The organism is Bacillus solitudinis (assembly GCF_002797395.1).
Classification (GTDB): Bacteria; Bacillota; Bacilli; order Bacillales; family Bacillaceae_D; genus Halalkalibacter_A; species Halalkalibacter_A solitudinis.
The window spans coordinates 1,898,000-1,924,148 of record NZ_KZ454943.1 but is presented as its reverse complement, the minus strand read 5'-3'; the positions used below and the strand labels follow the sequence as shown (position 1 = coordinate 1,924,148).

Annotated in this window: 21 protein-coding genes and 1 pseudogene; 18 read left to right on the top strand and 4 right to left on the bottom strand. The window is 39.6% G+C overall.

The features are described 5' to 3' along the window. The first annotated feature begins 27 nt into the window (after nucleotides 1-27). Entirely contained in the window at nucleotides 28-2,199 is a 2,172-nt protein-coding gene (locus CEF19_RS09095) for a DNA topoisomerase III (protein WP_100405804.1), read from the top strand. Nucleotides 2,200-2,218: 19 nt separating this feature from the next. Continuing rightward, complete coding sequence (locus tag CEF19_RS09090) at nucleotides 2,219-2,608, top strand: VOC family protein (protein WP_100405803.1); 390 nt, start codon at nucleotides 2,219-2,221, stop codon at nucleotides 2,606-2,608. A 7-nt stretch (nucleotides 2,609-2,615) separates the two neighbouring features. Here the strand turns inward: CEF19_RS09090 and CEF19_RS09085 are convergent, their stop codons facing one another. After that, nucleotides 2,616-2,807: a YwbE family protein gene (locus tag CEF19_RS09085; RefSeq protein WP_100405802.1), complete on the bottom strand. Its 192-nt coding sequence runs from the start codon at nucleotides 2,805-2,807 to the stop codon at nucleotides 2,616-2,618. A gap of 84 nt (nucleotides 2,808-2,891) precedes the next feature. Further along, a complete protein-coding gene (locus CEF19_RS09080; RefSeq protein ID WP_100405801.1) occupies nucleotides 2,892-4,433 on the bottom strand; it encodes an FAD-dependent oxidoreductase in 1,542 nt (513 codons plus the stop codon). 154 nt (nucleotides 4,434-4,587) lie between these two features. On the opposite strand from CEF19_RS09080, the gene CEF19_RS09075 reads away from it, so the two are divergent. The 5 genes from CEF19_RS09075 to CEF19_RS09055 all read left to right on the top strand — a co-directional run bounded on the left by CEF19_RS09075 (nucleotide 4,588) and on the right by CEF19_RS09055 (nucleotide 12,813). Continuing rightward, nucleotides 4,588-6,243 carry a glycoside hydrolase family 13 protein gene (locus CEF19_RS09075; RefSeq protein WP_100405800.1) on the top strand — a complete coding sequence of 552 codons (1,656 nt, stop codon included), beginning with the start codon at nucleotides 4,588-4,590 and terminating at the stop codon, nucleotides 6,241-6,243. A 543-nt stretch (nucleotides 6,244-6,786) separates the two neighbouring features. Then, nucleotides 6,787-8,265: a degradosome RNA helicase CshA gene (locus CEF19_RS09070; RefSeq protein ID WP_100405799.1), complete on the top strand. Its 1,479-nt coding sequence runs from the start codon at nucleotides 6,787-6,789 to the stop codon at nucleotides 8,263-8,265. Nucleotides 8,266-8,528: 263 nt separating this feature from the next. Continuing rightward, nucleotides 8,529-9,890: a type I glutamate--ammonia ligase gene (glnA, locus tag CEF19_RS09065; RefSeq protein ID WP_100405798.1), complete on the top strand. Its 1,362-nt coding sequence runs from the start codon at nucleotides 8,529-8,531 to the stop codon at nucleotides 9,888-9,890. A 158-nt stretch (nucleotides 9,891-10,048) separates the two neighbouring features. Then, nucleotides 10,049-11,650, top strand: coding sequence for a spore germination protein (locus tag CEF19_RS09060; RefSeq protein WP_100405797.1), 1,602 nt, complete (start codon nucleotides 10,049-10,051; stop codon nucleotides 11,648-11,650). Then, on the top strand, nucleotides 11,647-12,813 hold the full coding sequence (locus CEF19_RS09055) for a Ger(x)C family spore germination protein (protein WP_100405796.1): 1,167 nt from the start codon (nucleotides 11,647-11,649) through the stop codon (nucleotides 12,811-12,813). Before CEF19_RS09060 ends, CEF19_RS09055 begins: the two co-directional genes overlap by 4 nt. A 2-nt stretch (nucleotides 12,814-12,815) precedes the next feature. On the opposite strand, the gene CEF19_RS23960 is transcribed toward CEF19_RS09055, so the two are convergent. Together CEF19_RS23960 and CEF19_RS09050 are read right to left on the bottom strand one after the other, a co-directional pair. Then, a complete protein-coding gene (locus CEF19_RS23960) occupies nucleotides 12,816-12,947 on the bottom strand; it encodes a hypothetical protein (RefSeq protein WP_264755130.1) in 132 nt (43 codons plus the stop codon). Between the two features lie 2 nt (nucleotides 12,948-12,949). Continuing rightward, entirely contained in the window at nucleotides 12,950-14,047 is a 1,098-nt protein-coding gene (locus tag CEF19_RS09050) for a GerAB/ArcD/ProY family transporter (RefSeq protein ID WP_100405795.1), read from the bottom strand. Between the two features lie 246 nt (nucleotides 14,048-14,293). Between CEF19_RS09050 and pgmB the strand changes: the two genes are divergently transcribed. The 11 genes and pseudogenes from pgmB (at nucleotide 14,294) to CEF19_RS09000 (ending at nucleotide 26,055) form a co-directional block, all read left to right on the top strand. After that, on the top strand, nucleotides 14,294-14,998 hold the full coding sequence (gene pgmB / locus CEF19_RS09045; protein WP_157800922.1) for a beta-phosphoglucomutase: 705 nt from the start codon (nucleotides 14,294-14,296) through the stop codon (nucleotides 14,996-14,998). A gap of 13 nt (nucleotides 14,999-15,011) precedes the next feature. Continuing rightward, a pseudogene (locus CEF19_RS24240) lies at nucleotides 15,012-15,746 on the top strand (HAMP domain-containing protein); the annotation flags it as partial. After that, on the top strand, nucleotides 15,741-16,688 hold the full coding sequence (locus tag CEF19_RS24235; RefSeq protein ID WP_406565385.1) for a methyl-accepting chemotaxis protein: 948 nt from the start codon (nucleotides 15,741-15,743) through the stop codon (nucleotides 16,686-16,688). The pseudogene CEF19_RS24240 and the gene CEF19_RS24235, both read left to right, overlap by 6 nt. A gap of 249 nt (nucleotides 16,689-16,937) precedes the next feature. Next, nucleotides 16,938-18,308 (top strand): YjiH family protein, encoded by a 1,371-nt coding sequence (locus CEF19_RS09035; protein WP_100405792.1) that lies wholly within the window; start codon nucleotides 16,938-16,940, stop codon nucleotides 18,306-18,308. 201 nt (nucleotides 18,309-18,509) lie between these two features. Continuing rightward, the gene (locus CEF19_RS09030) at nucleotides 18,510-19,193 is read left to right on the top strand and encodes a uracil-DNA glycosylase (RefSeq protein ID WP_100405791.1); all 684 of its coding nucleotides are present in this window, start codon (nucleotides 18,510-18,512) and stop codon (nucleotides 19,191-19,193) included. A 20-nt stretch (nucleotides 19,194-19,213) separates the two neighbouring features. Continuing rightward, entirely contained in the window at nucleotides 19,214-20,842 is a 1,629-nt protein-coding gene (locus tag CEF19_RS09025) for an ATP-binding protein (protein ID WP_100405790.1), read from the top strand. Continuing rightward, nucleotides 20,839-21,534 carry a response regulator gene (locus CEF19_RS09020; RefSeq protein WP_100405789.1) on the top strand — a complete coding sequence of 232 codons (696 nt, stop codon included), beginning with the start codon at nucleotides 20,839-20,841 and terminating at the stop codon, nucleotides 21,532-21,534. Before CEF19_RS09025 ends, CEF19_RS09020 begins: the two co-directional genes overlap by 4 nt. Nucleotides 21,535-21,646: 112 nt before the next feature. Then, nucleotides 21,647-22,699 carry a tripartite tricarboxylate transporter substrate binding protein gene (locus CEF19_RS09015; RefSeq protein ID WP_198510264.1) on the top strand — a complete coding sequence of 351 codons (1,053 nt, stop codon included), beginning with the start codon at nucleotides 21,647-21,649 and terminating at the stop codon, nucleotides 22,697-22,699. A 68-nt stretch (nucleotides 22,700-22,767) separates the two neighbouring features. Then, entirely contained in the window at nucleotides 22,768-23,283 is a 516-nt protein-coding gene (locus CEF19_RS09010) for a tripartite tricarboxylate transporter TctB family protein (RefSeq protein ID WP_157800921.1), read from the top strand. A 13-nt stretch (nucleotides 23,284-23,296) separates the two neighbouring features. Next, on the top strand, nucleotides 23,297-24,787 hold the full coding sequence (locus tag CEF19_RS09005) for a tripartite tricarboxylate transporter permease (RefSeq protein ID WP_100405787.1): 1,491 nt from the start codon (nucleotides 23,297-23,299) through the stop codon (nucleotides 24,785-24,787). 221 nt (nucleotides 24,788-25,008) lie between these two features. Then, nucleotides 25,009-26,055 carry an AbrB family transcriptional regulator gene (locus tag CEF19_RS09000; RefSeq protein ID WP_227521958.1) on the top strand — a complete coding sequence of 349 codons (1,047 nt, stop codon included), beginning with the start codon at nucleotides 25,009-25,011 and terminating at the stop codon, nucleotides 26,053-26,055. Nucleotides 26,056-26,149: the final 94 nt, after the last annotated feature.

The window sequence follows — 26,149 nt, the reverse complement described above, 5'->3', positions numbered from 1 at the left end:
AGCTATATAAGATGAAAGGATGTTTAGATGAGTAAAACAGTCGTCTTAGCAGAGAAGCCCTCTGTTGCGCGAGATATCGCCAGAGTTCTTCAATGCCATAAAAAAGGAAATGGGTTTCTTGAAGGGAACCAATATATTGTTACGTGGGCCCTCGGTCATCTGGTTACGCTTGCTGAGCCGGAGAGCTATGGTGATACCTATAAAACCTGGAAGCTCGAGGATTTGCCAATGCTTCCTGAACGATTAAATCTCGTTGTAATAAAACAAACAAGTAAGCAATTTCATGCTGTAAAAGCGCAGCTTCAACGTCAAGATGTAAAAAATATTGTCATTGCAACCGATGCGGGGCGTGAAGGAGAGCTTGTCGCACGCTGGATTTTAGCGAAGGTACATGTTAAAAAGCCGGTAAAGCGCTTATGGATTTCTTCGGTCACTGATCGAGCCATTCAAGAAGGTTTCAAAAAACTTAAAGATGGTGCGCAGTATGAAAATCTCTATCACGCCGCTGTTGCTCGTTCAGAAGCAGATTGGTATGTTGGGATGAATGGTACTCGTGCACTAACGACAAAATATAATGCTCAATTATCATGTGGACGTGTACAAACACCGACGCTTGCAATGATTGCTAAAAGGGAAGCTGAAATACAATCGTTTCGACCTCAGCCATTTGAACAAATTACAGCTGAAGCGAATGGACTAACTTTACATTGGCAGGACGGAAAAACGAATGAACCTCGCATCTTTGACTCGAAACGAACCTTAGCTATTCAGAACGAAATAAAAGGTAAAACAGCATTGATTACGGGCGTTAAGAAAACGAACAAAAAAACGATGCCGCCCCAATTATATGATTTAACAGAGGTTCAACGCGAGGCGAATAAACGCTTTGGTTATTCTGCTAAAGAAACACTATCGATTATGCAACGTCTTTATGAGCAACATAAGGTCTTAACCTATCCAAGAACAGATTCTCGCTATTTATCTTCTGATTTAGTTGGGACATTGAAGGAACGCCTTCATGCATGTGATGTACAGCCATACAGGAAGCATGTCGCGAAGATTATTAACCAACCCATTAAGGCAAATTCCTCGTTTGTCGATGATAAGAAGGTCTCTGATCACCATGCGATTATTCCAACCGAGCAAACACCTGGTAACTTAAGTGATAAAGAGGCGAAACTTTATCAGATGGTCGTGCTTCGGTTTATTGCGGTGTTATTTCCTGCATATCTTTATGAGCAGACAACGATACAAGCGAAGATAAATAATGAGGTGTTTACTGCAAAAGGAGATCGCGTTCTACAACTTGGCTGGAAAGAGGTCTACGCAGGTCAAACGAATGAAGCCGAAGCTGTTTCTACACTTCCCGCTTTAAACGAGGGTGAGAAGCTAGAGATAACAGCAACCCATGTGAAAAAAGGAGAAACCGCACCTCCACCAAGGTTTAGTGAAGGCATGCTTCTATCAGCAATGGAAAATCCAACTTCATTTATGGAGGGGGAAGATAAACGGTTAAAAGAAACGCTTGGGAAAACAGGGGGAATTGGGACGGTTGCAACTAGAGCTGATATAATTGAGAAGCTATTTAACGCTTTTTTAATTGAGAAACGTGATAAAGAGGTTATCCTCACTTCAAAAGGAAAGCAGTTACTTGAATTAGTTCCAGAAGATCTCAGATCACCAGCACTAACGGCACAATGGGAGTTGAAGCTTGAACAAATCGCTCAAGGGAAGCTCTCGAAGAATGTGTTTATTTCCGATATGAAACAATATGCAAAGACAGTGGTATCTGAAATAAAAGCTAGTTCAAAAACGTTTAAGCATGATAATGTGACGGGTAGCAAGTGCCCTGAATGTGGAAAGAATTTACTTGAGGTCAATGGAAAAAAAGGAAAAATGCGAGTTTGCCAGGACCGAGAGTGTGGGTATAAAAAGAACATTGCTAAAGTGACGAATGCACGTTGTCCAAAATGTAAGAAAAAGCTTGAGCTCCGTGGGGAAGGTGAAGGACAAACCTTTGCATGTGTATGTGGGCACCGCGAGAAGCTATCAGTGTTTAATGAGCGCCGTAAAGAGAACAAAAATAAAAACTTGTCAAAGCGGGAAGTTTCTAACTATATGAAAAAGCAAAATAAAGAAGATGAATTTAGTAATTCAGCGTTAGCGGATCAATTGGCAAAACTAAAATTGGATAAATAGTAGAGAGGAGACTGGTATTTTGATTGAACCTTTGTGTATTCATCACGTCAGTTTAACGGTAAAATCCCTTGCTGAAACGCGATCCTTTTACCATGATATTCTTTGTCTAAAAGAACTAAAGCGACCAAATTTTAATTTTGAAGGAACATGGTTTCAAATCGGAAATCAACAATTGCATTTAATTGTTGACCCTAATCATACGATAAATTCAGAAAGAACGATTAATAGTCGCGCCCCGCATTTTGCCTTTCGGGTTCGCGACTATTACGAAACGTTAGATTGGTTAAAGGCTCATCAAATCGAAGTCGTTGCAAAGCCGGACAGTCGCAGTGGGTTTGCGCAAATTTTTTGCTCTGACCCATCAGGTAACACGATTGAACTGCATGTTGAGCAAAGCGACCTTCGCTAAAGCGAACTTATAAGATTTCTTGAACACGACCGACTTGACCATCTTCAAGACGTACTTTAATGCCATGGGGATGAAATGAGGATTTTGTTAATAAGGTTTGTACCACACCTTCTGTTAGTTTCCCTGTTCGTTGGTCCTGTTTTAAGACAATTCTTACACGTTGTCCGGGTTTAACGTTAGCACGTTGTTGTCCGTTCATTATATATTCTTCCTTTCTAACTAGAGAATGCTCTTATCATACATGAGAAAACCCATCGTGCCTAATTAAGCACGGTGGGTTTTATTACTTTTCGGTGGATTTTTCCTGTAAAGGGGTTAACGACTTCTGTGCTGGGCCCTCAATTACTTCTCCGTCGTATGAAAAGCGCGATCCATGGCAAGGACAATCCCAGGTTCTTTCGCCATGATTCCAACTTACCTCACAGCCCATATGGGTACAAGTCGTATCGACGATGTGCAATTTTCCTTTAGGGTCTTTATAGGCACCTGCTCGCTTCCCGTCAACTGTAACCACACCGCCTTCATCATTCTCTAATTCCTCAGGAAGGCGATCCCCATTTTCGAATTTCCCCCTCAATAGATGTTTCGTTACATCTGCATTATAAGAAATGAACTGTTTAATGCTCGGATCCGCAATAAAACGAGAGGGACTGAATAATTCCTCGTACGGATTGACCTGACCTAGAATTTTATCTGAAATTAAACGAGCGGCAACCGTCGAATTTGTCATTCCCCATTTACGAAAACCTGTTGCGACAAATGTATTTTTGTGACTTTTTGATAATTCACCGATATAAGGGATTTTATCTAGCGTTACTAAATCTTGTGCAGACCAATGGTAACGGACATCGATCTCCCCAAAGAGCTCGCGACCGAAATCCTCAAGTGCCTCGTAGTGATTTAATGTATCCATTCCTTGCCCTGTTTTGTGCTCCTCTCCACTAATTAGCACAAGTTTTTCTCCATCAACCATCGTATAACGAAGGGAACGCGATGGTTGGTCCGCATTTATATACATTCCACCAGGAAACTTCTCCGTTTTTACTGCGACAATGTAAGACCGGTCTGCATACATGCGTGAAAAGTAAAGACCAGGTAAATCATGAAAAGGAAAATGAGACGCGGAAACAACATATTTTGTACGAACTTTGGCTCCATTTCGAGTGCTAACCGTTTGAATGTCACCAGCGTCTATATCCGTGGATACAGTATGCTCATAAATTTGAATATTTTTATTCGTTAGTTCTTGTACTAAATGAGCTATGTATCGTAAAGGGTGAAATTGAGATTGGTTAGGCATTTTGATAGCAGCTTTAATGTCCATTTCAAACGGAACTTCCTCGACCCATTCACTCGGAATACCGACTTCTTCATAAGCCTTCTGTTCTTTTTTTAATTTAGTAAGACCACGATTATTCGTCGTATAAAGGTAATGATCCTCATTTATTAATTCACATTGGATGTTTTCTTCTTTAACAATGTTCCGAATGAGTTGAATGGCTTCATCTGTAGCCTGATAATATTGGCTCGTTTTTTCTCTTCCAAAGTGTTGGAGCAATTCATCATAAATAACACCATGCTGTGCGGTTATTTTCGCTGTTGTATGACCGGTTGTCCCATTTGCAATTGATGTCGCTTCAACAATGGCAATCCGTAACCCAGAATCTTTTAGCAAATAAGCCGTTGTGATTCCTGTTATTCCTGCCCCAACAATTAGAACATCAACATCAAGGTCTTGTTGTAAAGCAGGGAAAGTTGGAAGAGTCGTTGAAGTAAGCCAATAAGACTCTGGAGCATCAGTTTGATTTGAATTTAGCTCAGTCATATAAAATCCCTCCAAATGTTTATGTACTTGGACATACTATTCCCTAATAAAAAGAAATTATGTATATGTTGGTGAGAATCAAGAAAGGATGGTGACGAGGCATAAGCTTAACTTTTGTGTATAATAATGGAAGTAGGATCGAGGGGGGGTTCATATGGAAAGACATTGGTGGAAAGAAGCGGTTGCCTATCAAATATATCCACGTAGTTTCAAGGATACCAATGGTGATGGTATTGGTGATCTTCAGGGAATTATCGAAAAGCTTTCTTATATAAATAATCTAGGAATTGATGTTATTTGGATCTGTCCGATGTATAAGTCCCCAAATGATGATAACGGCTATGATATAAGCGATTACCAAGATATCATGGAAGACTTTGGGACGATGTCAGATTTCGACCGCCTGCTTAATGAGGTTCACCGCCTAGGGATGAAGCTTATTATCGACCTTGTTATTAACCATACTTCAGATGAACATCCTTGGTTTATTGAATCACGTACCTCTAAGGATAGTCCCAAACGTGATTGGTATATTTGGCGAGAGCCCAAAGAGGATGGAAGCACTCCAAATAATTGGGAATCTATTTTTAGCGGTCCTGCGTGGGAATTCGATGAAAAAACAAAGCAATTCTATATGCATATTTTTTCAACAAAGCAGCCAGATTTAAATTGGGAAAATAAAGAGGTTCGTTACGCTTTGTACGAAATGATGAATTGGTGGATGGCTAAAGGAGTGGATGGGTTTCGTGTTGATGCGATTTCTCATATAAAAAAGCTTCCAGGCCTTCCTGATTTACCAAATCCACAAAGGCTAGAGGTCGTCCCTTCATTTGCTGGACATATGAACCAAGAAGGCATACATGAATTTTTACAGGAAATGAAGACTGAGACCTTTGATAATTATAATGTAATGACAGTCGGTGAAGCGAACGGCGTAAGTGTCGAGCAATCGGATCATTGGGTAAGTGAAGAGCAGGGAGCATTTAACATGATTTTTCAATTTGAACATCTTGGACTATGGGGGAAGGAAACAGATGGGGAGCTTAATCTTCTAAAACTAAAGCACACTTTGACAAAGTGGCAAAAAGGGTTAGAGGGACGAGGTTGGAACGCCCTGTTTCTAGAAAATCATGACCAGCCTCGCAGTGTGTCAACGTGGGGTAATGATAAAGAGTATTGGAAGGAAAGTGCAAAAGCTCTCGCAACAATGTTCTTTTTTATGCAAGGTACACCGTTTATATATCAAGGTCAGGAAATTGGCATGACGAACGTACAATTTTCTACAATCAATGAATACGATGATGTCAGTATGAAAAATTATTATCGGATAGAAATAGAACGAGGACGTTGCCATGAAGAAATAATGACTCTGATTTGGGAGCAGGGGCGCGATAATTCACGGACACCGATGCAATGGGATAATACAATAAATGCAGGTTTTTCGAGCGCAATAAAAACATGGATGGGTGTTAATCCAAACTACCGAGAAATTAACGTTAAAGAACAAGAACAAGACCCCACGTCGATTCTTCATTATTATAAATCGATGATCCAATTAAGAAAGTCATCCGACACACTTATGTATGGAGTTTATAATATAGTTCTTGAGGATAATCCGTATATCTATGCGTATACTAGAACATTAAATTCCGATACGTACCTCATTATTGTAAACATGTTTGCGGAAAGTATCACATTTGATTATCCTGATTTGGACAATCGAGGTAGCCTAATTTTGGCCAATGCTAATACTAATAGTGACATGATTTATGAACTAGCTCCATATGAAGCAAGGGTCTACCATTTTTAGAACTGCTATTTTATATTTATATTGCCTTTTCTATACAAACGTGGTAAGATTAGCTTTAGCTTAAAAAGCAAATTTTAGCGCTGACCTGATTAAGGAATATGCGACACATAGCATAAGGATGCCGACCATATTCCTTGTTGTGGAATATGGTTTTTTAATGTGTTTTTCTGAACGATTAAGGAAAACTTATAGATAAGATGTCTAGCTTTGGCTGTTTTTCAAGGAGAACAGGTTTGGGTTTAGAGAAAAGAAAAGTTCTTCATTGGAAGTCAAGAAATCTGATGAGTGAAAACACTCAATGATTTATGAATCCAACGATTAAACTCCTTAGAAGAATTAAGGAATAGCCAACGAGCGACTCCTTAAATCATTTAAAGGAAATCCAAGCAGGCAACTTCCTAAAAGACTTAATGGAAATTCGTGCTAAGGAACTCCTTTAAATGCTAAAGGGAATTCAAAGAGTAACTCTCCTTGAATTTTGACATCTTCGTGTCGCGGCTCATAAGGCGCTAGAACAATTCGAAAAAAAAGGGGATTACAAATTTGGCAACATTTTATGAATTTGGTTTGAATCAAGAAGTGGTTAAAGCAGTAACGAAAATGGGTTTTGATGAGGCAACGCCAATTCAAAATGCAACAATTCCAACAGCATTAGAAGGAAAAGATGTTATTGGTCAAGCGCAAACAGGAACAGGGAAAACAGGAGCTTTTGGGATTCCGTTAATCGAGCGTATTAACACAGACGAGGATTATATTCAAGGACTCGTACTTGCTCCAACAAGAGAACTTGCAAATCAAGTTGCGGAAGCAGTAACTCAAATGGGTCGTTTTAAAGGTGTACGCACAGTTGTTGTCTATGGCGGCCAAGACATGCGTCGTCAAATTCGTGACTTAAAGAAAAAGCCACATCTTATTATTGCTACACCAGGACGTTTAATGGATCATATGCGCCGTAAAACCATTCGTTTAAATCAAGTCGAAATGGTTGTACTTGACGAAGCAGATGAAATGTTAAATATGGGCTTTATTGAAGACATAGAGACGATTTTAAAGGAAATTCCTAAAGAACGTCAAACACTTCTATTTTCTGCAACGATGCCGAAGCGAATTGAAAAGCTTGCTCAAACATTTATGAAAAATCCTCAAGTAATTGCAGTTAAATCTAAAGAGGTTACGATGGAGAATATCGAACAGCAATACATTGAGCTTCATGAGCGTGAAAAGTTTGATGTACTATGTCGTCTCCTAGACATCCATACACCAGAGCTATCTATCGTCTTTGGTCGTACGAAGCGTCGCGTTGATGAGTTGTCAGAAGCGCTCATTAAGCGTGGATACCGTGCAGAAGGAATTCATGGAGATTTAAATCAAGCTAAACGTGATAGTGTGTTACGTAAATTTAAAACAGGTCTTATTGATGTACTAGTTGCTACAGATGTTGCTGCTCGTGGCCTAGATATTAGTGGTGTCTCTCATGTTTATAACTTTGACTTGCCACAAGATCCTGAAAGCTACGTTCACCGTATTGGTCGTACAGGTCGTGCTGGAAAATCCGGGGTTGCTGTTACGTTTGCAACACCTAGAGAACGTGACCATGTAAAAACGATTGAGCAAGTGTCAAAGAAAAAGATGACAAAGCATCCAATTCCGACATTTGAACAAGCGATTGAAGGCCAACAGAACCTAGCCTTGGAGCAATTACGTTCTGTAATTGCTAGTGGCAAGAATGATGGATACCTTGAGGCTGCGAAAGACTTATTGCAAGAAACAGACGCAACAACAGCACTTGCTGCAGCGTTAAAGCTATTAACAAAAGAGCCTGATGCAACATCTGTAAAGTTAACAGATGAAGCGCCATTACGTGCGAAAAAGCGCCGTTCAGAAGGCGGAGGTGGAGGCGGTAAGCCTTACCGTCAACGTCGTGAGCGTTCGGATCGTCGGAGTGGTGGTCGTAGTGATGAACGCCGACCTTTCCATTTCAGTGGAAAGAAAAAAGCACCACAATCATCAAAAAGAGCTTAAAATGACAATTCTAAAAACACTCTCTATCCTTGAGAGTGTTTTTTTTTCTAACAAATATTACCGCCAATCACCAAGTTTACGATGTGTAATTGAAGGGTATATAGTAATTACAAGAAAAATATTCGAATTTTTGCCTAAAAAAAAACAAAAAACCTTGTTAGATAATCTCACATAACTGTTGCGAAATATTTCATAGACTTTTAAAGTAAAAGGTAACGAAAACACGTCATAATTAATTACATGAAAAGGAAGTGTAGATAAGAATGTCAACTGTATCAGTACCAACTAGAGAAAGTTTAATCCAAGAGATCAAGGAAACTATTGAGGCGAAAAGCGTAGAGCTTTTACATATGCAATTTGTCGATATCGAGGGAATGTTAAAGCATGTTACTATTACAGCTGCTCAAATCGATCAAGCTGTTGAAGGAAGAGTTATGTTTGATGGTTCATCAATTGCAGGTTTCACACCTATTAATCAATCAGACTTGTATTTAGATCCAGACCTTTCGACATTTGCTGTTTTACCTTGGACTGAAGAAGATGGTTATTCTGAGGCTCGTTTCCTATGTAGTGTAAAAAAACCTGATGGTTCAGATTTTGATGGAGATCCACGTAATGTCTTAAAAAAGACAGTTAAACGTGCAAAGGACAACGGTTATTCAATCAGCGTAGGGCCTGAGCTTGAGTTCTTCCTATTTGAAACAGACGAGTATGGGTTACCGACGCAACGTACCCAGGACGTAGGTGGATATTTCGAGCCATCTCCAAAAGATGACGGTGAAAAAGTACGTCTTGCTATTTACAAAGCATTAAAAATGATGGGCTTCACAATTGAAGCATCTCACCATGAGGTAGCAGTTGGTCAACATGAAATTAACTTTAAGTATGCAGACGCTCTAGGTTCTGCTGATGCTGCAACAACATACAAATGGGTTGTAAAAACAATTGCAAAACAATATGGTTTACATGCGACATTCATGCCAAAACCACTTGCTGGTGAAAATGGTAGTGGAATGCACGTAAACATTTCATTATTCAATGATGAAAGACAAGAGAATGTGTTCTATGATGCAAATGGTGATATCGGTCTTTCTGAGACGGCTTATCAATTCATTGCAGGACTAATGGATAATGTAAAGGACTTCGTTGCAGTAACGAATCCACTAGTTAACTCTTATAAGCGTTTGGTTCCTGGCTATGAAGCACCTTGCTATATCGCATGGTCTGCATCAAATCGTTCGGCGCTTATCCGCATTCCAGCAACTCGTGGTGCGGGGACTCGTGTTGAAATTCGTTGCCCAGATCCGGCAGCAAATCCATACCTAGCCTTTGCAGTCATTGCTTCTGCTGGTCTTGATGGTGTTGATCGCGGAGCAACTCCAGTACCTTCAGTTGATGCCGACATTTTCCATATGTCAAAGGCTGAGCTTGATGCACGTGGAATTGAAAACCTTCCAACTAGCTTAGAGGCAGCTCTTACGAAATTTGAAGAAGGATCAATCGGTCGTCAAACATTAGGGGAGCACACATTTAGTGAATACCTTGCACTAAAGCGTAATGAGTGTGATGACTTCCGTATTGCTGTAACAGGCTGGGAAATCGACGCATACCAAGCAAAATTCTAAAAAATTGATTTAAAGAGACCAAAGTGCCATTGGCATTTTGGTTTTTTTTATACGATTAATAGAAAAAACCTTAGCCACAGTGACTAAGGTTTTTTGTATTTTTTTCATATTTAGGCGAATAATAAGGGGGATAAACTTGATTGAAAGGGGGATTAAAGATGAGAAATAAATTTAACTTTTATAAAAAAATACAATCTGATAGAACATCCTCCCTCAAAGAGAAGAAAGAAACTCAGCATTATGGTGATATAGATAAAAGTTTAAAAAATAATATCGATCAAATAAAAAATATTCTTGGAAAGAGTGATGATTTTAAATTTAGAGAATTTGAGGCATATTTTCAAACCTCTTTTAACATTTTTATTTGTTATCTAGAGGGGCTAGTCAATGAGGATATTATCAATTTCCATCTAATCAAACCGCTCATGGAACCCAATTTTGTTAATGGGCAAAAAGACAATATAGGAGAAGATAAGCTGACGATTATAAAAAAGCGAATAGTTAGCTCACCAAATGTAAAAGAAGTAAAATCAATGGATGAAGTCGTTGATGGCATTTTACTAGGAGAAACTGTCATTTTTATAAACAATTATGAATCAGCTCTTCTTGTTGGTACTCAGGGGTTTGAGTCAAGAAGCGTAGAACAACCGGAGACTGAGTCAAGCGTAAGAGGACCAAGAGAAGGGTTTAATGAAGTTCTAAAAGTAAATACGTCTTTAATTCGTAGAAAAATTAATAATCCAAAATTAATATTTGAAAAAATGAGAATTGGAAAGCAAACAAAAACAAAAGTTCAAATCGGGTATATAGAGGGAATTGCTAATCCGAAAATTATTGCAGAAGTGAAAAAACGATTAAATAAAATTGATACTGATATGATTTTAGAGTCTGGATATATTGAACAATTTATAGAGGACCATCCATATTCGATTTTCCCGACGATTGCCAACAGTGAAAAGCCAGATAAAATTGCCGGGAAAATACTAGAGGGCAGGGTGGCCATCTTTTGTGATGGAACCCCCTTTGTGTTAACGATACCCCATGTATTTATTGAAACCTTGCAGGTTACAGAAGATTATTACTCACGCCCCTATTTAGTTTCACTTATAAGACTGTTCCGTGTATTAGCATTGTTTTTAACTGTGGGAACGCCAGCCATATTTGTTTCAATTGCGTCCTTCCACCACGAAATGGTACCATCGCTTCTGCTAATAACGATGGCAGCGGCTGAAGAAAAAGTCCCGTTCCCTGCCTTTATCGAAGCAATGCTCTTAATCATTATGTTTGAATTACTGAGAGAAGCAGGGGTTCGTATGCCGCGACCAGTTGGTTCAGCAATTAGTATTGTAGGGGCGCTCGTTGTTGGGGAGGCTGCTGTTACAGCGGGTTTAGTCAGTGCCCCGATGGTTATCGTCGTTGCTCTTACAGCAATCACTGGGTTTGTCGTGACTGCTTTAAATGATGCCATTATTTTGGCTAGGTTTTTCCTACTTATTTTATCAGCGGCTTTTGGCTTCTATGGGATATTAATGGGGACGTTGATATTATTAGGCCATATTTGTTCTTTGCGTTCCTTTGGTACACCTTATTTAGCGCCAGTGGGTCCTATCTTTTTTGGCGAATGGAAGGATGCCCTTATCCGTGTACCACTATGGCTGCTTAAATTTAGACCACAGTCCATTACCTGGAAAAAATCACAAAGGCAAGGTGGAGACAACAAACCTCAACCTAGTAAGAATGAAGGGGAGGGTCAAAATTGAAAATATGTTTAGTAATTGTTTGCTTATTGTTGCTAGCTGGTTGTTGGGACCGGCAAGAGCTAACTGAAATTGGGATTGTTGCAGGCATGGCGATTGATAAGGATCCGGATACAGGAGAGTTTATGTTAACTTCGCAATACCTCCGACCAGCAGCAGAAAGTACGCAAACTCCCTCTCCGGACAGACCATACTTAATGGTTACAACCACTGGAAAAACGATTTATGAAGTGATGAGAAATGCAAATCAAACAATAGAACGTCAAGGTTTTTTCGAACATAATAAAGTCATCATTATTAGTGAAGAGGTCGCTAGAGATGGTCTACTTCCAGTTGTTGATGCCTTTCAAAGGGGAAAAGAAGTAAGGGGTTATGTCTGGATTGTTATTGCAAAAGGCGCAGAGGCAAAGAAAGTAATTGCAACCAAGGGAAATAACATTTCACGTATTCCTGCTAATTACTTAGTAAGACTAATTGATAATGCTGAACATACAACAGTGGGCATCAATGTTTTAAACTATTATAAGCAAACACTTGGAGACGGGGTTGATCCTGTAATTGGTGTATTAATTTATGAAGAAATAAAAACGGAGCCTTTTGAAAGTGTAAGACTCTCCGGAGGAGCAGTATTTAAAGAAGATAAATTAGTAGGTTTTATTAATGAGGTTGAAACAAGGGGATATAATTGGGTCAGAGGAGAAGGGCCCGTCTTTAGAGGTGCTCTATCACTTCCCTCCTTATTTGAGAAAGATAAGTTTATAACAATTCTTTTAAAAGAGGTAACTTCGCAAATCAAATCTGAAGTAAATGGAGAAGAGATTTCTTTTACGATTAAAGTTGAGCAAGAAGCAAGAATTACGGAACAGCAAGCAACGGGAGAGCTTAAAACTAGGAAGGCACTCATTGAGTACTTAAAGCAAGTAGAAGAACAAACTAAAAAGGTAATTGAACAGGATATAAAGTTGGTCATAGATAAAGCCCAAAGTGAGTTTAAGTCTGATGTTTTTGGTTTTGGTCAGGTATTAAATCGAGATCATCCAACTGTTTGGAATAAAGTGAAGGATGATTGGGCCGGAACATTTTCGAATGTCCCCTACACTGTAGATGTAACTGTTAATATAACGAGTACTGGTTTAATGAAAGGACCTTTCCAACCGAAACAATAAGACTATCGCTTCCATAGTAATGAAAGCGTATGATAAAAAAGGAATACAAGAAGGATGACAAAGAATAGCCCCCCCCCTAGAAAAAGAATAGCTAGGAGAATATCTTCTTTTATGAGTAATTTAATCATTGCCATATTCATTCTCCTTTCACTGGGGGAGATTTCTTCTTTTCCTTAACAACCCATATTAGTAACAATAATACAGGCAGGAACGAAAACAATAAAATACTATAAATGCCATTCTCAATCCCAAGCCATCTTTGATAATCTAAACCTGGGAAACGTTGCAGTGAGTAGAAAGGTAAGAGTAATCCAAAAATAATAATGACCCATTTAGGATTCTGTTTGTTAAATACCCAAGTAATTGCTAAACTAAATCCAAATAAATGTAAAGCTGTTTTATAAAAGCCACCTATAAACATAAGGAAGACGGCAAGACTATCGAGGTTTGTAATAATCTCAGCTATATTTATCGTCAAAACCATTTCTAAAAAGGGAACCTCAGATTTCGATGCTAGTTCAGGACCTAAAACAGCAATCATGAAAAGTAACGAAATCAGAAGAAGTAAGCCTGAAACACTCAAACCCCAAAAGGCCGTCTTTCGAATAAGCTTATGGTCCTGTATAAGGTGGAAAAACATCAAGAAAACAACCATCTCCCCAAATGGAAAGGCTATAACTGTAGGTAACTCTTTTAGTACAAGCCCGATCCCCTCTCCTAATATAGGCTGTAAGGAGTTAATATCAACTTCTCCTGTAAACAGAGTCACAAGATAAAGAACACTTAAAAAAAGCAGAAAATAAGGCATTAATATTTCCGCTGTTCGTGCAAAAACTTCAAAACCTAAAATGAGAATATAGATTGTCACAAAGATAAACAGTAATAAAATAACAGCGAGAGGGGTACTTGGCAGTGCAGTCATATTAATTAGAACACCAAATTCATAAAAGTTGTGACTCGCCTGACTATAAAAATACAAACCAAAAAGAAGTAGCAACGGTTTTGAAAGCTTTTTACCTAAAATCTCATCTAAAATCTTGGCAAAGTTCTGATGCGGAAAGTACCTAGGAAATTGAGTATAAACCCATAACAAACCTAGCCCGATTAGAAAAGCTATGATGATAACAATCCATGCATTTTGTTCCGCACCTATACCTAAAGCAAACAGGGTAGTACTGCCTACTTCAAAAGAAATGATCAGCAAAAATAACTGGATGTTTGAAATACGGTTCATCTTATAACCCCTTAAGAATTGTTGAGGAAAATGTGTTTCAATCTTTATTCATTTTTGCCATAAAGTCTAAGAGCTAAACAGAATATTAAACGAAGACAATTAGATAAGAGCTAAAAATACATGAAGGACTTTTAGGTGGGGTTAGATTTTGCCCCTAAGAATTTACTAGTCGTTTCTTCTCAGGTTATATATTATACTTAGTTAATATAAATAGAAGAAATGTTGATAGGTAAGAGGGGGATTACTGTGTCATACATAAAAGCGGTTATCTTTGATATGGATGGGGTCATTTCAAATACAGTTCCGATTCAATACAAGATTAATAAACGAATAGCTGAGAGGCTAGGTTTTCAATTAACAGAGGAAGAAAATCAAAAATTACAAGGTCTTAGTCGACAAGATACGTTACGAAAACTTGTTGAAACATCTGGAAAGCAACTCTCTCGTTTGGAGATTAATAATCTCAGTGAACAGAGAAATCGGGAGTATCAAGACATTATTAAGACATTAACGAATGCAGATATCCTACCAGGTATTCATACATTCATCGAAGACTTATACAGTCGACAAATAGCGATGGCCGTTGCTTCGGCAAGTCGAAATGCGACATTGGTACTTCAGCAACTTGGGATATTAGAACGATTTGGTCATGTTGTCGATGTATCTAGACTAGAACGAGGAAAGCCAGATCCAGAAATATTTCAAACAGCAGCACAAAAGCTGGGCATGAAAGAATCTGAATGTATTGCAATTGAAGATGGAGAAGCTGGCTTATCTGGGATTTTGCAGACAAGCATGTTTTCGATTGGAATTGGAGAACATGAAGCGATGAAACAAGCACATCTTCATTTGAAGTCAACGAAGGAATTAACCTATCGAAGGGTTGGAGAGGCCATAGAGAAAGAGGGTCTTGCCTTTTTTAACGGAGGCAATAAGAAGAAACAACCATAAAGGGGAGAGTTAGATGGGTTTGCGGACTAAAATTTGTATTGGGTTTTCCTTCATTGTTTTACTAATCATTGGGCTTTCACTGAACACGATTATGAATGCCGAGAAAAGTAACAATGCAATTGATGGTTTACAGGAAGAAAGCATTCCAATGTTACTTGCAACAGAGAGAATGGCCTTTAATGTAGCTGAACGCTTAGCCTTAGCAAGGGGATATGTGTTAATAGGGGATAGTAATTATAAATTAGAGTTTGAAAAGTTAACCAAGGAAAGTTTGGAATTAGGAGCTTGGATTGAAGAAAATACAACAAATCAAGCTGTGCTTCATATTGTTAAAGTAAATGCAGAATGGACAAGCGTTATAATGGAAGAGGTGTTTCCAGAGTTTGATAATGGAAATTTGGATGAAGCAAAACTTATTTTACTAGGCAAAGCTACAAAAAACGCGCGTCAAATGATGAGTATCTTCCGCACAACAGGCGATGAAGACCGCCAGGAGATTACACAGACACTAACTCAAATGCAGCAATCTGGCAACGCATTACAAGCGACGACCTTAATTATTTCTGGGGGAGCTGTGGTTTTAAGTATTCTTGTTGCTGTTTTCATGTCCTCAAGTATGCTACGGCCTTTGAGGCGATTGGTCGCACCAGTCCAGAGGATTGCTGCTGGGGATTTGACGGGATCTACAATTCCAGTGAAAACCAAGGATGAGGTGGGTCAACTTACCCAAGCCTTTAATGAGATGCGTGAGAGTTTGAAAAGTTTAATCGGGAAAACAGCATCAATGACCAATCAAGTTGCAGAAACAGCGGAACGGCTCTCTGCTAGCTCTGAAGAAACATCTGCAGCTACCAATCAGATTGCCGTGACGATTCAAGGTGTGTCCAATACATCGGAGGGGACTGTCATTCAAGCGAAGGAAAGTTCAGTTGCGGCAAAGCAAGTGTACGTTGGTGTAGAGACGATTACAATTGCTACAGCAAGTGCAAGTGATAAAGCAGACGAAGCATCGAAACAGGCTCGGGACGGGGAAGGTGCTATCACACGTGCTGTTGGACAGATTGGAACAATACATCAAACCGTCAGTCAATCCTCAGAGTTGGTAGGTCAGCTAGGCGAACGTTCCAAAGAAATCGGCAATATTTTAAGCATCATAACTTCATTATCAGAGCAGACGAACTTACTCGCATTAAATGCTGCGATTGAAGCAGCGAGGGCGGGAGAACATGGAAAAGGCTTTGCGGTTGTAGCAGACGAAGTTCGGAAGCTAGCAGAAGAATCCAAAGTATCCGCCGAGAAAATCTCTGTTATGATTGGAGCGATTCAAACTGATACTGAGAAAGTAGTAGAAGAGATGAACCGGGGATCAGAGGAAGTTGAGGTTGGAATAAGGGTCATTCACGAGGTGGGGCAATCGTTCTCAAGTATATCTGGCTCGATTGGACAGGTAATACAGGAAATGTTAAGTGTCTCAGATGCAACGCAAAACATAGCGATGAACACCGTTCAATTAAGCGAGTCACTGACGGAGATGGAGGCGTTCTCCATTCAGAATGCCGAGCACTCTCAAGACGTGACCGCGAGTACAGAAGAGCAGTTAGCCGCGATGGAGGAGATCGCAATGTCCTCAGAAATGATGAGTCAGCTAGCAAGTGAGCTTCGATCAGAAGTAAATAAATTTAAGCTATAAAAATATAGCACACCTAAGCGAGAACCTATCAACTTTAGAGTGTGCTATTTGTAATATAAAGAAGGAGAGAATATGCAGGGAATTAACAATTACGAAGCTTTAGAAGTATGGTAGTCATGTGGAACCGCTATCAACACCTGGAAACTATTATAAAATAATTTCTTATGCAAAAATATTCATAATCATGTATAATGATTAAGGCGTATTAAACGATAATGGAAAAACACATTTTTAGAAAAGAGGGGTAAGATGAGTATAGAAAAAACAAATTCAAAAGCTGAGCAATATTCATTAAAGCATTATTTAGCTTTTATTATCCCGTCCATTATTGGGATCTTTTTGTTTATGACCCCTCTAGTTAGTGACGGTGGAATTACTATTCCGGTAGCCTTTTTGGCTGGAATTGTTCAGGATATTTTTGGAGATACATTACCAAACATTTTAACAGCAATTTTACTCATTGCTGCAGTTTTAACAGTTGCCCTTACCTTATTAAAACCTCGTTGGATAATGGGGCAAGAGTTTTGGAAATCGTTGTTTGTTGTTCATCCATTTTGGGTTATTGTCCGAGTTATTGGTGTCGTCTTGGCTGTAATGACTCTTTTCCAAATTGGACCAGAAGCTGTATGGTCAGATGATACAGGTGGGTTTCTCTTATATGTGTTACTGCCTGTTTTGTTCTCCGTTTTTCTATTTGCGGGGTTCTTTCTACCGTTGTTAATGAACTTTGGATTAATGGAGTTATTTGGAACACTTCTAAACAGAGTGATGCGACCTTTATTTCGCTTGCCAGGTCGTTCGTCTATAGACTGTGCCGCTTCATGGATGGGGGACGGGACAGTAGGTGTCTTGTTAACGAATAAGCAATATGAAGATGGACTTTATACAAAACGAGAAGCAGCTGTTATTGGGACGACGTTTTCAGTTGTCTCCATTACGTTCAGTATTGTTGTATTAGAACAAATGAATCTTCAACATTTATTTGTGCAATATTATGCAACGATTGTTATAGCTGGTTTTATTGCAGCAGTTATCTGTCCGCGGATTCCACCGTTATCTCGTAAAAAGGATACGTACATCTCTGGCGAAGCGCGTTCAGCACAATACGAAGCATTAACAGAAAGTGCTTCTTTTAAATCGGGACTTCATCTAGCTCTTAAGCGAGCGAATACGAATAATAGCTTTATGGTTAATCTTAAGGGTGGCGCCAAAAACGTTCTCGATATGTGGTTAGGAGTCATTCCGATTGTAATGGCGCTAGGGACAATTGCTGTCATTCTTGCTGAGACTACACCTTTGTTTTCTATTTTGGGGGCTCCGTTTGTCCCCCTTCTCACATTGATGCAAGTTCCGGAAGCAGCGGCTGCAGCACAAACGATGGTTGTTGGTTTTGCAGATATGTTCCTTCCAGCCATTTTAGGTAGTGGAATTGAAAGTGATTTTACACGTTTTGTCATTGCCTGTGTATCTGTTACCCAGTTAATCTATATGTCTGAAATTGGTGGTTTACTTTTAGGGTCGAAAATTCCTGTTTCCTTTTTAGACCTTGTGATTATCTTTATTGAGAGAACTTTAATTACGTTACCAGTTGTTGTACTTATCGCACATCTTATTTTTTAGTTCGTATAACCATCTTGATAGTGGTTTGATGAAGCGGGCAAGACCTAAAATGAGACAGCTCTTTGTTATTAATAATAAAGAGGTGGTTCATTTTAGGTCTTTTTGTTGCAGTACAGGTAATTTTGTACAGGTTTGTTTGAAGTTCTAATCTCGTTAACTGTTCATGGTAAACTAGATAAAACAAAAGTGGGGAGGGTGTTAATGATGATATTAGGAAATGATTGGAACGATTATTTGAAAGAAGAATTTGAAAAGCCTTATTATCAAGATTTGCACCATTTTTTGAAACAGGAGTATGCAACAGCTACGGTTTATCCGCCAATGGATCAGATATTTAATGCGTTACAATATACATCGTATCAACAAACGAAGGTTGTCATTATCGGGCAGGATCCTTATCATGGCCCGGGACAAGCTCACGGTTTAAGTTTCTCGGTCAAGCCAGGAGTGAGGGTGCCTCCATCACTAAAGAATATATTTAAGGAATTAAAAAACGACATAGGTTGTGAGATTCCTAGTCACGGGTCTCTAGTTCCATGGGCTAAGCAAGGTGTCCTTATGTTAAATACAGTTTTAACAGTAAGAGCGGGGGAAGCTGCCTCTCATAAAGGAAAGGGCTGGGAGCAATTTACAGATAAAGTGATTGAAGTATTAAATGAGAGAAAGCAACCGGTAATCTTCCTTTTATGGGGCCGGCATGCTCAAGCAAAAGTAGATCTTATAACAGGCAACCATTACTTGCTAAAGGCTCCGCACCCAAGTCCCTTCTCGGCGAACCGTGGGTTTTTTGGGAGTGGTCCGTTTTCAAGAGTGAATAGGATTTTAAAGGAAAATGGCGAGTTCCCTATTAACTGGGAACTGCCGAGAGCCAATGACCAAATCTAAACTGGGAGGAGTGAGACAAGATGTTAAATGGAAAGGTTCGTCTCCCTTTTTTAGTGAAAATTATTGTTCTGATTGGATTGCTAACGACCGTTATGCTAAGCTTGCTCGGTCTTTTGCTTAATGAGAGACATGCGTCAACACTAGAGGATGAAATAGGGATGAGGGCGTTAAGTGTAGCTCAAGCTGTTTCTTTGATTCCTGAGGTGCAACAAGCATTTGCTGAGGAACATCCTGAATTAACAATTCAACCGATTGTTGAGCGAATTCGTAAAGAGGTTGGTGCTGAATTTATCGTGGTCGGCAACCGAGAAGGGATTCGTTATTCTCATCCACTCCCTGGTCGTATTGGTAAAACGATGGTAGGGGGAGATAATGAAGCGGCTTTAAATGATGGCCAAGCTTACGTATCAGAGGCAATTGGCTCGTTAGGCCCCTCGATTCGTGGAAAGGTCCCAATCTACAATCAGCAAGGTGAAATTATAGGTGTGGTTTCTGTTGGATTTCTCGTTGACCACATCAATACGATTATTGATGATTATCAATTAGGTTTCTGGATGTTTATCGTGGCAATGATTGCGATTGGACTTCTAGCTGCTTATTTAATTTCTTATCAGCTTAAGAAAGATATTCACGGCTTAGAGCCTGAAGAAATCGGTAGAATGTTTAAAGAGCGCGGGGCAATCCTTGAGTCAATTCATGAAGGAATTATAGCCGTAAACCAAGAAGGAATGGTCGTCATGTTTAACCAGGCAGCAAAAAAGTTTATGGAGCCTCATCTAGTAAAAGGTGATATTATCGGTAGTCCGGTAGTAGCTCTCATTCCAAATACTAGACTACCAGAAGTTCTAGAAACAGGGGTTAGCCAGTTTAATCAAGAGCTATGGATTGGGGACGATTTAGCGATTGTCAATCGGATTCCGATTTTCCTCGAGAATCGGGTCGTTGGTGCCGTCTCAACCTTTCGAAGTAGGAAGGAAATAAAAGCACTAACTGAAGAGTTATCTCAAACCCAAAGTTACGCAGATGCTTTACGCTCGCAAACGCATGAGTTTTCAAATAAATTAAATACGATTTCAGGCTTGCTACAGTTAAATGAAATAAAAGAAGCCATTGAGTTCATTAATAAAGAACATGAAACGCATCAGGAGTCCATTCAATTTTTAATTCAACGAGTAAAGGACCCGATGGTTAGTGCTATTTTACTTGGAAAGATGAACCGGGCACATGAAATGGGTCTTGATTTAACGATTAGTGAAGACAGTTCATTATTGACAGAGCTTACACAAAAGCAGCAAGAAGCTCTTGTCACGATTTTAGGAAACATCTTAGAGAACGCATTTGAAGCGTTAGTAGAGAGCAACCAAGAAAGTCCTGCTATCTATTTAGCTTTTACGGATTTAGGAAATGAATTATTAATCGAAATAGAAGATAATGGTCCTGGGATTGACCCTAAAAAAGAAAAAGAAGTCTTTAAAAAAGGATTTTCTAGTAAAGATGGCTATCACCGTGGATTTGGATTACATCTTGTAAAAAAGGCTGCTGAGGAAGTAGGAGGAACGATTTTTCTTGAGGACGGCGAAAGCGGTGGTGCTTGTTTCGTTGTGACTATTCCAAAAGCCAATGATTTAAACGGAGGTGTGAGGAGATGAATTACGATGTGTTAATAGTGGAAGATGATTTCCGTGTTGCTGAAATTAATCGTCGGTTTATCGAAGAAAAGGAGGGTTTTTCTGTTCTTGGCATTTGCAAAACAGGTGCCGAAGCACTAGCCTTCTTAAAAGAAGATAACAAGAAACCGGATATCCTTTTACTAGATGTTTATATTCCAGACGTTCATGGCCTAGAGTTACTCTGGACGATTCGGACGGAGTATAAAGAGATTGAGATAATCATGTTAACGGCTGCAAAGGAAGTAGAAACCGTTCAAGAAGCGATGAGAGCTGGAATCTTTGATTATATGATAAAACCTCTTGAACAAACTCGAGTTCATAGCAGCCTCGACCGCTATAAACAAAAACAGCAATTATTGGCGAAACAGCAAGAGTTTACTCAAGATGATATCGACCAATTGCGAGAAGGCTTTTTACCGCAAAAAAAAGAGGTTGCTGAGCAGAATGAGTTTCCTAAAGGAATCGATCGATATACGCTTGATAAAGTCATTTTAGTTTTAGAAAAAAATAAGGCTAATGGCGTAACGGCAGTGGAAGGAGCTAAGCAAATTGGTGCTAGTCGTTCAACAGTAAGACGTTATCTAGAATATCTCATTTCAACGGGTTTTATTAAAGCAGAAATGAAATATGGTGACGTTGGGCGCCCTGAACGTCGCTATTTTCTTCTGTGAACAATATGAACAAAATGAGCAGATTGAATTAATTAAAGCTTATGTAACTAATATTCCTCTCTATCTTTTTTAGCGTTAAAGTAAGCGTATAAAGATAAAGGGGGATGTTTCTATGAAGATATGTAAGCGGTTTAAAAGTATCGTTGTAACGATGGCCTTATCTACAACATTAGTATTAACTGCCTGTGGATCAAATGAGTCCGCTGTTAAAGGACCGACCGGAGATACATCAAACGGTAAGACGGAAGAAGTCGCGTCATGGGAACCAACGAAGCCAGTTGAATATATTGCACCAGCCAATCCAGGTGGAGGCTGGGATACCTTAATTCGTCAGTCTTCGAGAACGATAGCAGAAGAGAACTTGGCTCCTCAAAACTTTGCTGCAGTTAATATACCAGGTAGTGGCGGCGCAGTAGCATGGGCAGAGATAGTTGGAGATGCTGGAAATCCACACAAATTATTTGCAGCAAGCCCTCCAATTATTCTTGTTCCATTAACTGGCGCATCTCAGTATAACCATACAGATTTTACACCGATTGCTAGACTTAACACAGATTACTCAGTGGTGCTTGTGAAAAATGATTCACCTTATGAGACAATTAATGACTTATTTACTGACATTAAGGAACGGGGCACTGAGATTAGTGTTGGTGGTGGTTCAGCTGCTGGAAGTATGGATCATGTTGCCATTGCGGGAGCGGCAGTAGAAGCAGGAATTGATGCCAAAACATTGAACTATATTCCATTCTCTGGCGGAGGAGAAGCGATGACAAACCTATTAGGTGGTCATGTTGATGCGGTAACAACTGGCGTTGGGGAAGCGCAAGGACAAATTGAGTCAGGTGAACTTCGTGCCTTAGCAGTATCATCTTCTGAACCATTAGCAGTGCTGCCGGATGTCCAAACATACATCGAGCAAGACATTGATTACACATTCGATATATGGCGCGGAATTATGGGACCAAAGGACATGCCTGAAGAAGCGGTTCGTTTCTACGAAGACATGTACAAAGAAATGGTTGAAACGGAAACATGGAATGAAATTAGTGAGCAGTTAGGATGGATTAATGCTTACCAAAACAGCGAAGAATTTGGAGTATTTCTAGATGAGCAATTTGAACAATTTGAAACAATTTTAGAGGATATCGGCTTAGTTAGCCAATAAAAGGGATGGGGTGGTCCCGTAAAGGCCACCTCCCTTTTTATATCTACAGAATCAGGAGGTGGATGAGGATGAAAGCGTGGCATATTAACAAAAAAATTGCTATAATACTGTTTCTTTTTTCAGTTTTTTATCTCATCGTGGCGTTTCAAATTCCAACCTTTGCAATTCCACGACCAGTGGATTCAGATTTATTTCCTAAAGTACTTGGAGGAATGATGGCAGTTCTTTCAATACTATTGTTCTTTGAAAAAAAAGAGAATCCAGCTGTAGAGGTTTTAGAAGAAGAGGCTGATTTAGCTGAAAAGGAAGAGGTACCTAAGAAAGAGAGCGAAGAGACGGGATGGAAACACCCAAAAATGCAAGTAATTACTACGATCGTTACGCTAATTGTTTATATCGCATTGTTTGAGCATCTTGGTTTCGTCTTAAGTACGATTTGGATGCTGTATTTTTTAACCTTTTATTATGGGTATCGACGTTATGTTATCAATGGCATTGTGACAGTCAGTGTAAGCTTGGGCTTTTACTTAATTATGACAAAGGGACTAGGAGTTTACCTTCCAACAGGTTTACTGCCATTCTAAGGAGGTGAGATAGATGGGAGCTTTACAAAATTTACTCTACGGATTTGAAGTTGCCCTTCAGTGGGAGAATTTATTTTTCGTTTTCATTGGGGTGTTAGCAGGTACAATCATTGGGATGCTTCCTGGGTTAGGTCCGATAAGTGCGCTTGCTTTAATGATTCCAATTACGTATGGGATGGTTCCGGCATCAGGTCTCATTTTAATGGCAGGTGTGTATTACGGGGCCATATTTGGAGGATCTACGTCATCGATATTATTAAATGCACCAGGTGTAGCAGGAACGGTTGCTACCTCCTTTGATGGTTATCCTATGGCAAGGAAAGGTCAAGCCGGGAAAGCTTTGGCGATTGCTGCTTATGCCTCATTTATTGGAGGGACAATAAGTGTGATTGGTTTAATGTTAATCGCTCCTTTGCTTTCAAAGGTAGCTGTTAGCTTTGGTCCTGCTGAATACTTTGCTCTGATGGTCTTAGGGCTAACCGCAGTTGTCAGTTTATCAGATAAATCTCTTGTCAAAGGCTTAATTGCAGCTGTATTTGGCGTGATGATATCAATAGTTGGGATCGATCTTCAAACGGGGACACCACGGTTTACATTTGGAGAAGTAAAGCTATTAGGGGGAATCGACTTCTTAATTATTGCTCTAGGGGTATTTGCGTTAGCGGAAGTATTCGTGATGCTATTACGAGGAAAAGATGCTGCAAAGCAAAGCAAACTTGGCTCCTTAAAGTTATCAAAGAAAGAAGTGAAAGAGATTTCAGCTCCAATCGGACGAAGCTCTGTCCTCGGTTTCTTAACAGGCGTTCTTCCGGGAGCAGGAGCCACGGTTGGCTCGTTTCTAGGGTATACGATGGAGAAGCGACTTGCGAAAGATGGAGATACTTTTGGAAAAGGAAATATTAAAGGGGTGGCTGCTCCAGAATCAGCAAATAACGCTGCATGTGGTGGTTCCTTTGTACCTTTACTCATTCTAGGGGTGCCTGGCTCTGGAACAACGGCTGTATTACTAGGTGCCTTACTTGTTATGGGAGTCACACCTGGTCCCATGATGCTTGAACAGCGACCTGATGTATTTTGGGGTGTAATTGCAAGTATGTATATAGGGAATATCTTCCTACTAGTTTTAAATTTACCACTTATTCCATATATCTCGAAAATATTAAACTTACCAAGAGCAATATTGCTTTCACTCATCGTCGTGTTTTGTATGATTGGTGTGTATGGTTTAAGCTTTAGTACATTTGATTTGGGAATGGTGGTAGCGTTCGGTGTTATAGGGTTGCTAATGAGGCTTTATGATTTCCCAGCAGCTCCACTCATTCTTGCCTTAATTCTTGGAGCGATGATGGAAGAATCAATGAGACGGGCACTACAAATTTCAAATGGAAACTGGTCTGTGTTCATTGATAAGCCGATTTCGTTTAGTTTACTCCTCGTTGCTGTACTATCTCTTGGATTACCATATTTATTTGCAGCTATAAAAAAACAAAGAAGGCTTAAATAGAGCGGTTATAGTGAGGGTACTGAAAAAGGTCGGCTTTTCCTTTTTCAGTGCCCTTTAAGCAATGAGCGCAGCCGTTACTTTAATAAAAAAAGCCCTGCTATGAGGAGGCACTGAAAAAGGGTGCGTTTCCTATTTCAATGCCCTCTGGTCTTTACCTTTTTCAGTGGCTTCGTTATAGCCGATCTATTTGTTTGCTTCTTCAAACAGAAAGGGTGTTGCTCGTGATAAAGCTCCTTTATCTTTGTGTAGCGCTAGGAGTGGGCGCCCTTTTTGCGGGGCTACAAGTACCTGCAGGTTGGTTGTTAGGAGCACTTCTAACAGGTATTATAAGCGCCATTTTTGTGAAAAAAATTACTTTTCCAAATTACCTTTTTAAGGTTTCCATAGCGCTAATTGGTGGGAACATTGGCTTTATGGTTGTGCCGGAGCAATTCTTGACATATCACCAATTGCTTGGTCCATTTTTACTAACCTTACTCATTACATTAGTGATGAGCTTGCTCCTTGGCCGGTTTTTGAAACGATTTTCGGGACTAAATCATAATACGGCCTTCTTTTGTTGCCTACCTGGTGGTGCTTCAGAGGTGATTGGAATGAGCAAGGACTACGGAGCTGATCAACGAATTGTTGCCGCCTTCCATACAACGAGAATTACTCTATTTGTATTGTTCATTCCTTTTATTGTCGGTATGCATGTCCCGAGGCCGATCACGATGGTTGACGTTGAAAAATCAAATGAATTGAATCAAAATTTTTACGCTCTTCTTTTGCTAGCGGTCATTGTTTTATTGACTCTTTACATAGGGGCAAAGTTTCGGTTTCCGGGTTCAGCTTTATTTTTTGCCATTGGATTAGGCTGTATCATACATCAGTGGCTCGTACCAGGAGTAGAAATGCCGTTCTTTGTCACTGGCCTAGCACAAGGGCTAATGGGTGCAATTATCGGGATGAGGTTTGACCGGAACACTTTCGGTGAATTAAGACAGATTGGCTTAGTTAGCTTAATCACCCTGCTTATCTATTTTCTAATGAGCTTTGGTTTGGCAAGTATCTTTTTCTTACTTACGCCTACTGAGTTTTTCACGAGTCTTTTAAGTATTGTCCCTGCAGGCGCGGCTGAGATGGCTTCTACAGCAACCTCACTAAACATTGAACCAACGATGGTTGCGACCTTACAGATGTTTCGAGTCTTGGTTTTGTTTCTAACACTACCTTTTCTTATTAAATGGTTTTCTAAAGACAAATCGAGAGGGTGTCCGAGCGATTAACTTGGACACCCTCTTTTAGGTTATTACAAGAGAAAGATTTACATAGAAAACCACTACATTAAAGTAAATTGCAAGTACACCATCGGATGCTTTT

What these genes read in the sequence shown, in the direction of transcription:
- CEF19_RS09095 (WP_100405804.1), top strand. Translation starts at nt 28, where the DNA reads ATGAGTAAAACAGTCGTCTTAGCAGAGAAGCCCTCTGTTGCGCGAGAT.
- CEF19_RS09085 (WP_100405802.1), bottom strand. Translation starts at nt 2,807, where the DNA reads ATGAACGGACAACAACGTGCTAACGTTAAACCCGGACAACGTGTAAGA.
- CEF19_RS09080 (WP_100405801.1), bottom strand. Translation starts at nt 4,433, where the DNA reads ATGACTGAGCTAAATTCAAATCAAACTGATGCTCCAGAGTCTTATTGG.
- CEF19_RS09075 (WP_100405800.1), top strand. Translation starts at nt 4,588, where the DNA reads ATGGAAAGACATTGGTGGAAAGAAGCGGTTGCCTATCAAATATATCCA.
- glnA (WP_100405798.1), top strand. Translation starts at nt 8,529, where the DNA reads ATGTCAACTGTATCAGTACCAACTAGAGAAAGTTTAATCCAAGAGATC.
- CEF19_RS09060 (WP_100405797.1), top strand. Translation starts at nt 10,049, where the DNA reads ATGAGAAATAAATTTAACTTTTATAAAAAAATACAATCTGATAGAACA.
- CEF19_RS23960 (WP_264755130.1), bottom strand. Translation starts at nt 12,947, where the DNA reads ATGGCAATGATTAAATTACTCATAAAAGAAGATATTCTCCTAGCTATT.
- CEF19_RS09050 (WP_100405795.1), bottom strand. Translation starts at nt 14,047, where the DNA reads ATGAACCGTATTTCAAACATCCAGTTATTTTTGCTGATCATTTCTTTT.
- CEF19_RS24235 (WP_406565385.1), top strand. Translation starts at nt 15,741, where the DNA reads ATGCGTGAGAGTTTGAAAAGTTTAATCGGGAAAACAGCATCAATGACC.
- CEF19_RS09035 (WP_100405792.1), top strand. Translation starts at nt 16,938, where the DNA reads ATGAGTATAGAAAAAACAAATTCAAAAGCTGAGCAATATTCATTAAAG.
- CEF19_RS09030 (WP_100405791.1), top strand. Translation starts at nt 18,510, where the DNA reads ATGATGATATTAGGAAATGATTGGAACGATTATTTGAAAGAAGAATTT.
- CEF19_RS09025 (WP_100405790.1), top strand. Translation starts at nt 19,214, where the DNA reads ATGTTAAATGGAAAGGTTCGTCTCCCTTTTTTAGTGAAAATTATTGTT.
- CEF19_RS09020 (WP_100405789.1), top strand. Translation starts at nt 20,839, where the DNA reads ATGAATTACGATGTGTTAATAGTGGAAGATGATTTCCGTGTTGCTGAA.
- CEF19_RS09015 (WP_198510264.1), top strand. Translation starts at nt 21,647, where the DNA reads ATGAAGATATGTAAGCGGTTTAAAAGTATCGTTGTAACGATGGCCTTA.
- CEF19_RS09010 (WP_157800921.1), top strand. Translation starts at nt 22,768, where the DNA reads ATGAAAGCGTGGCATATTAACAAAAAAATTGCTATAATACTGTTTCTT.
- CEF19_RS09005 (WP_100405787.1), top strand. Translation starts at nt 23,297, where the DNA reads ATGGGAGCTTTACAAAATTTACTCTACGGATTTGAAGTTGCCCTTCAG.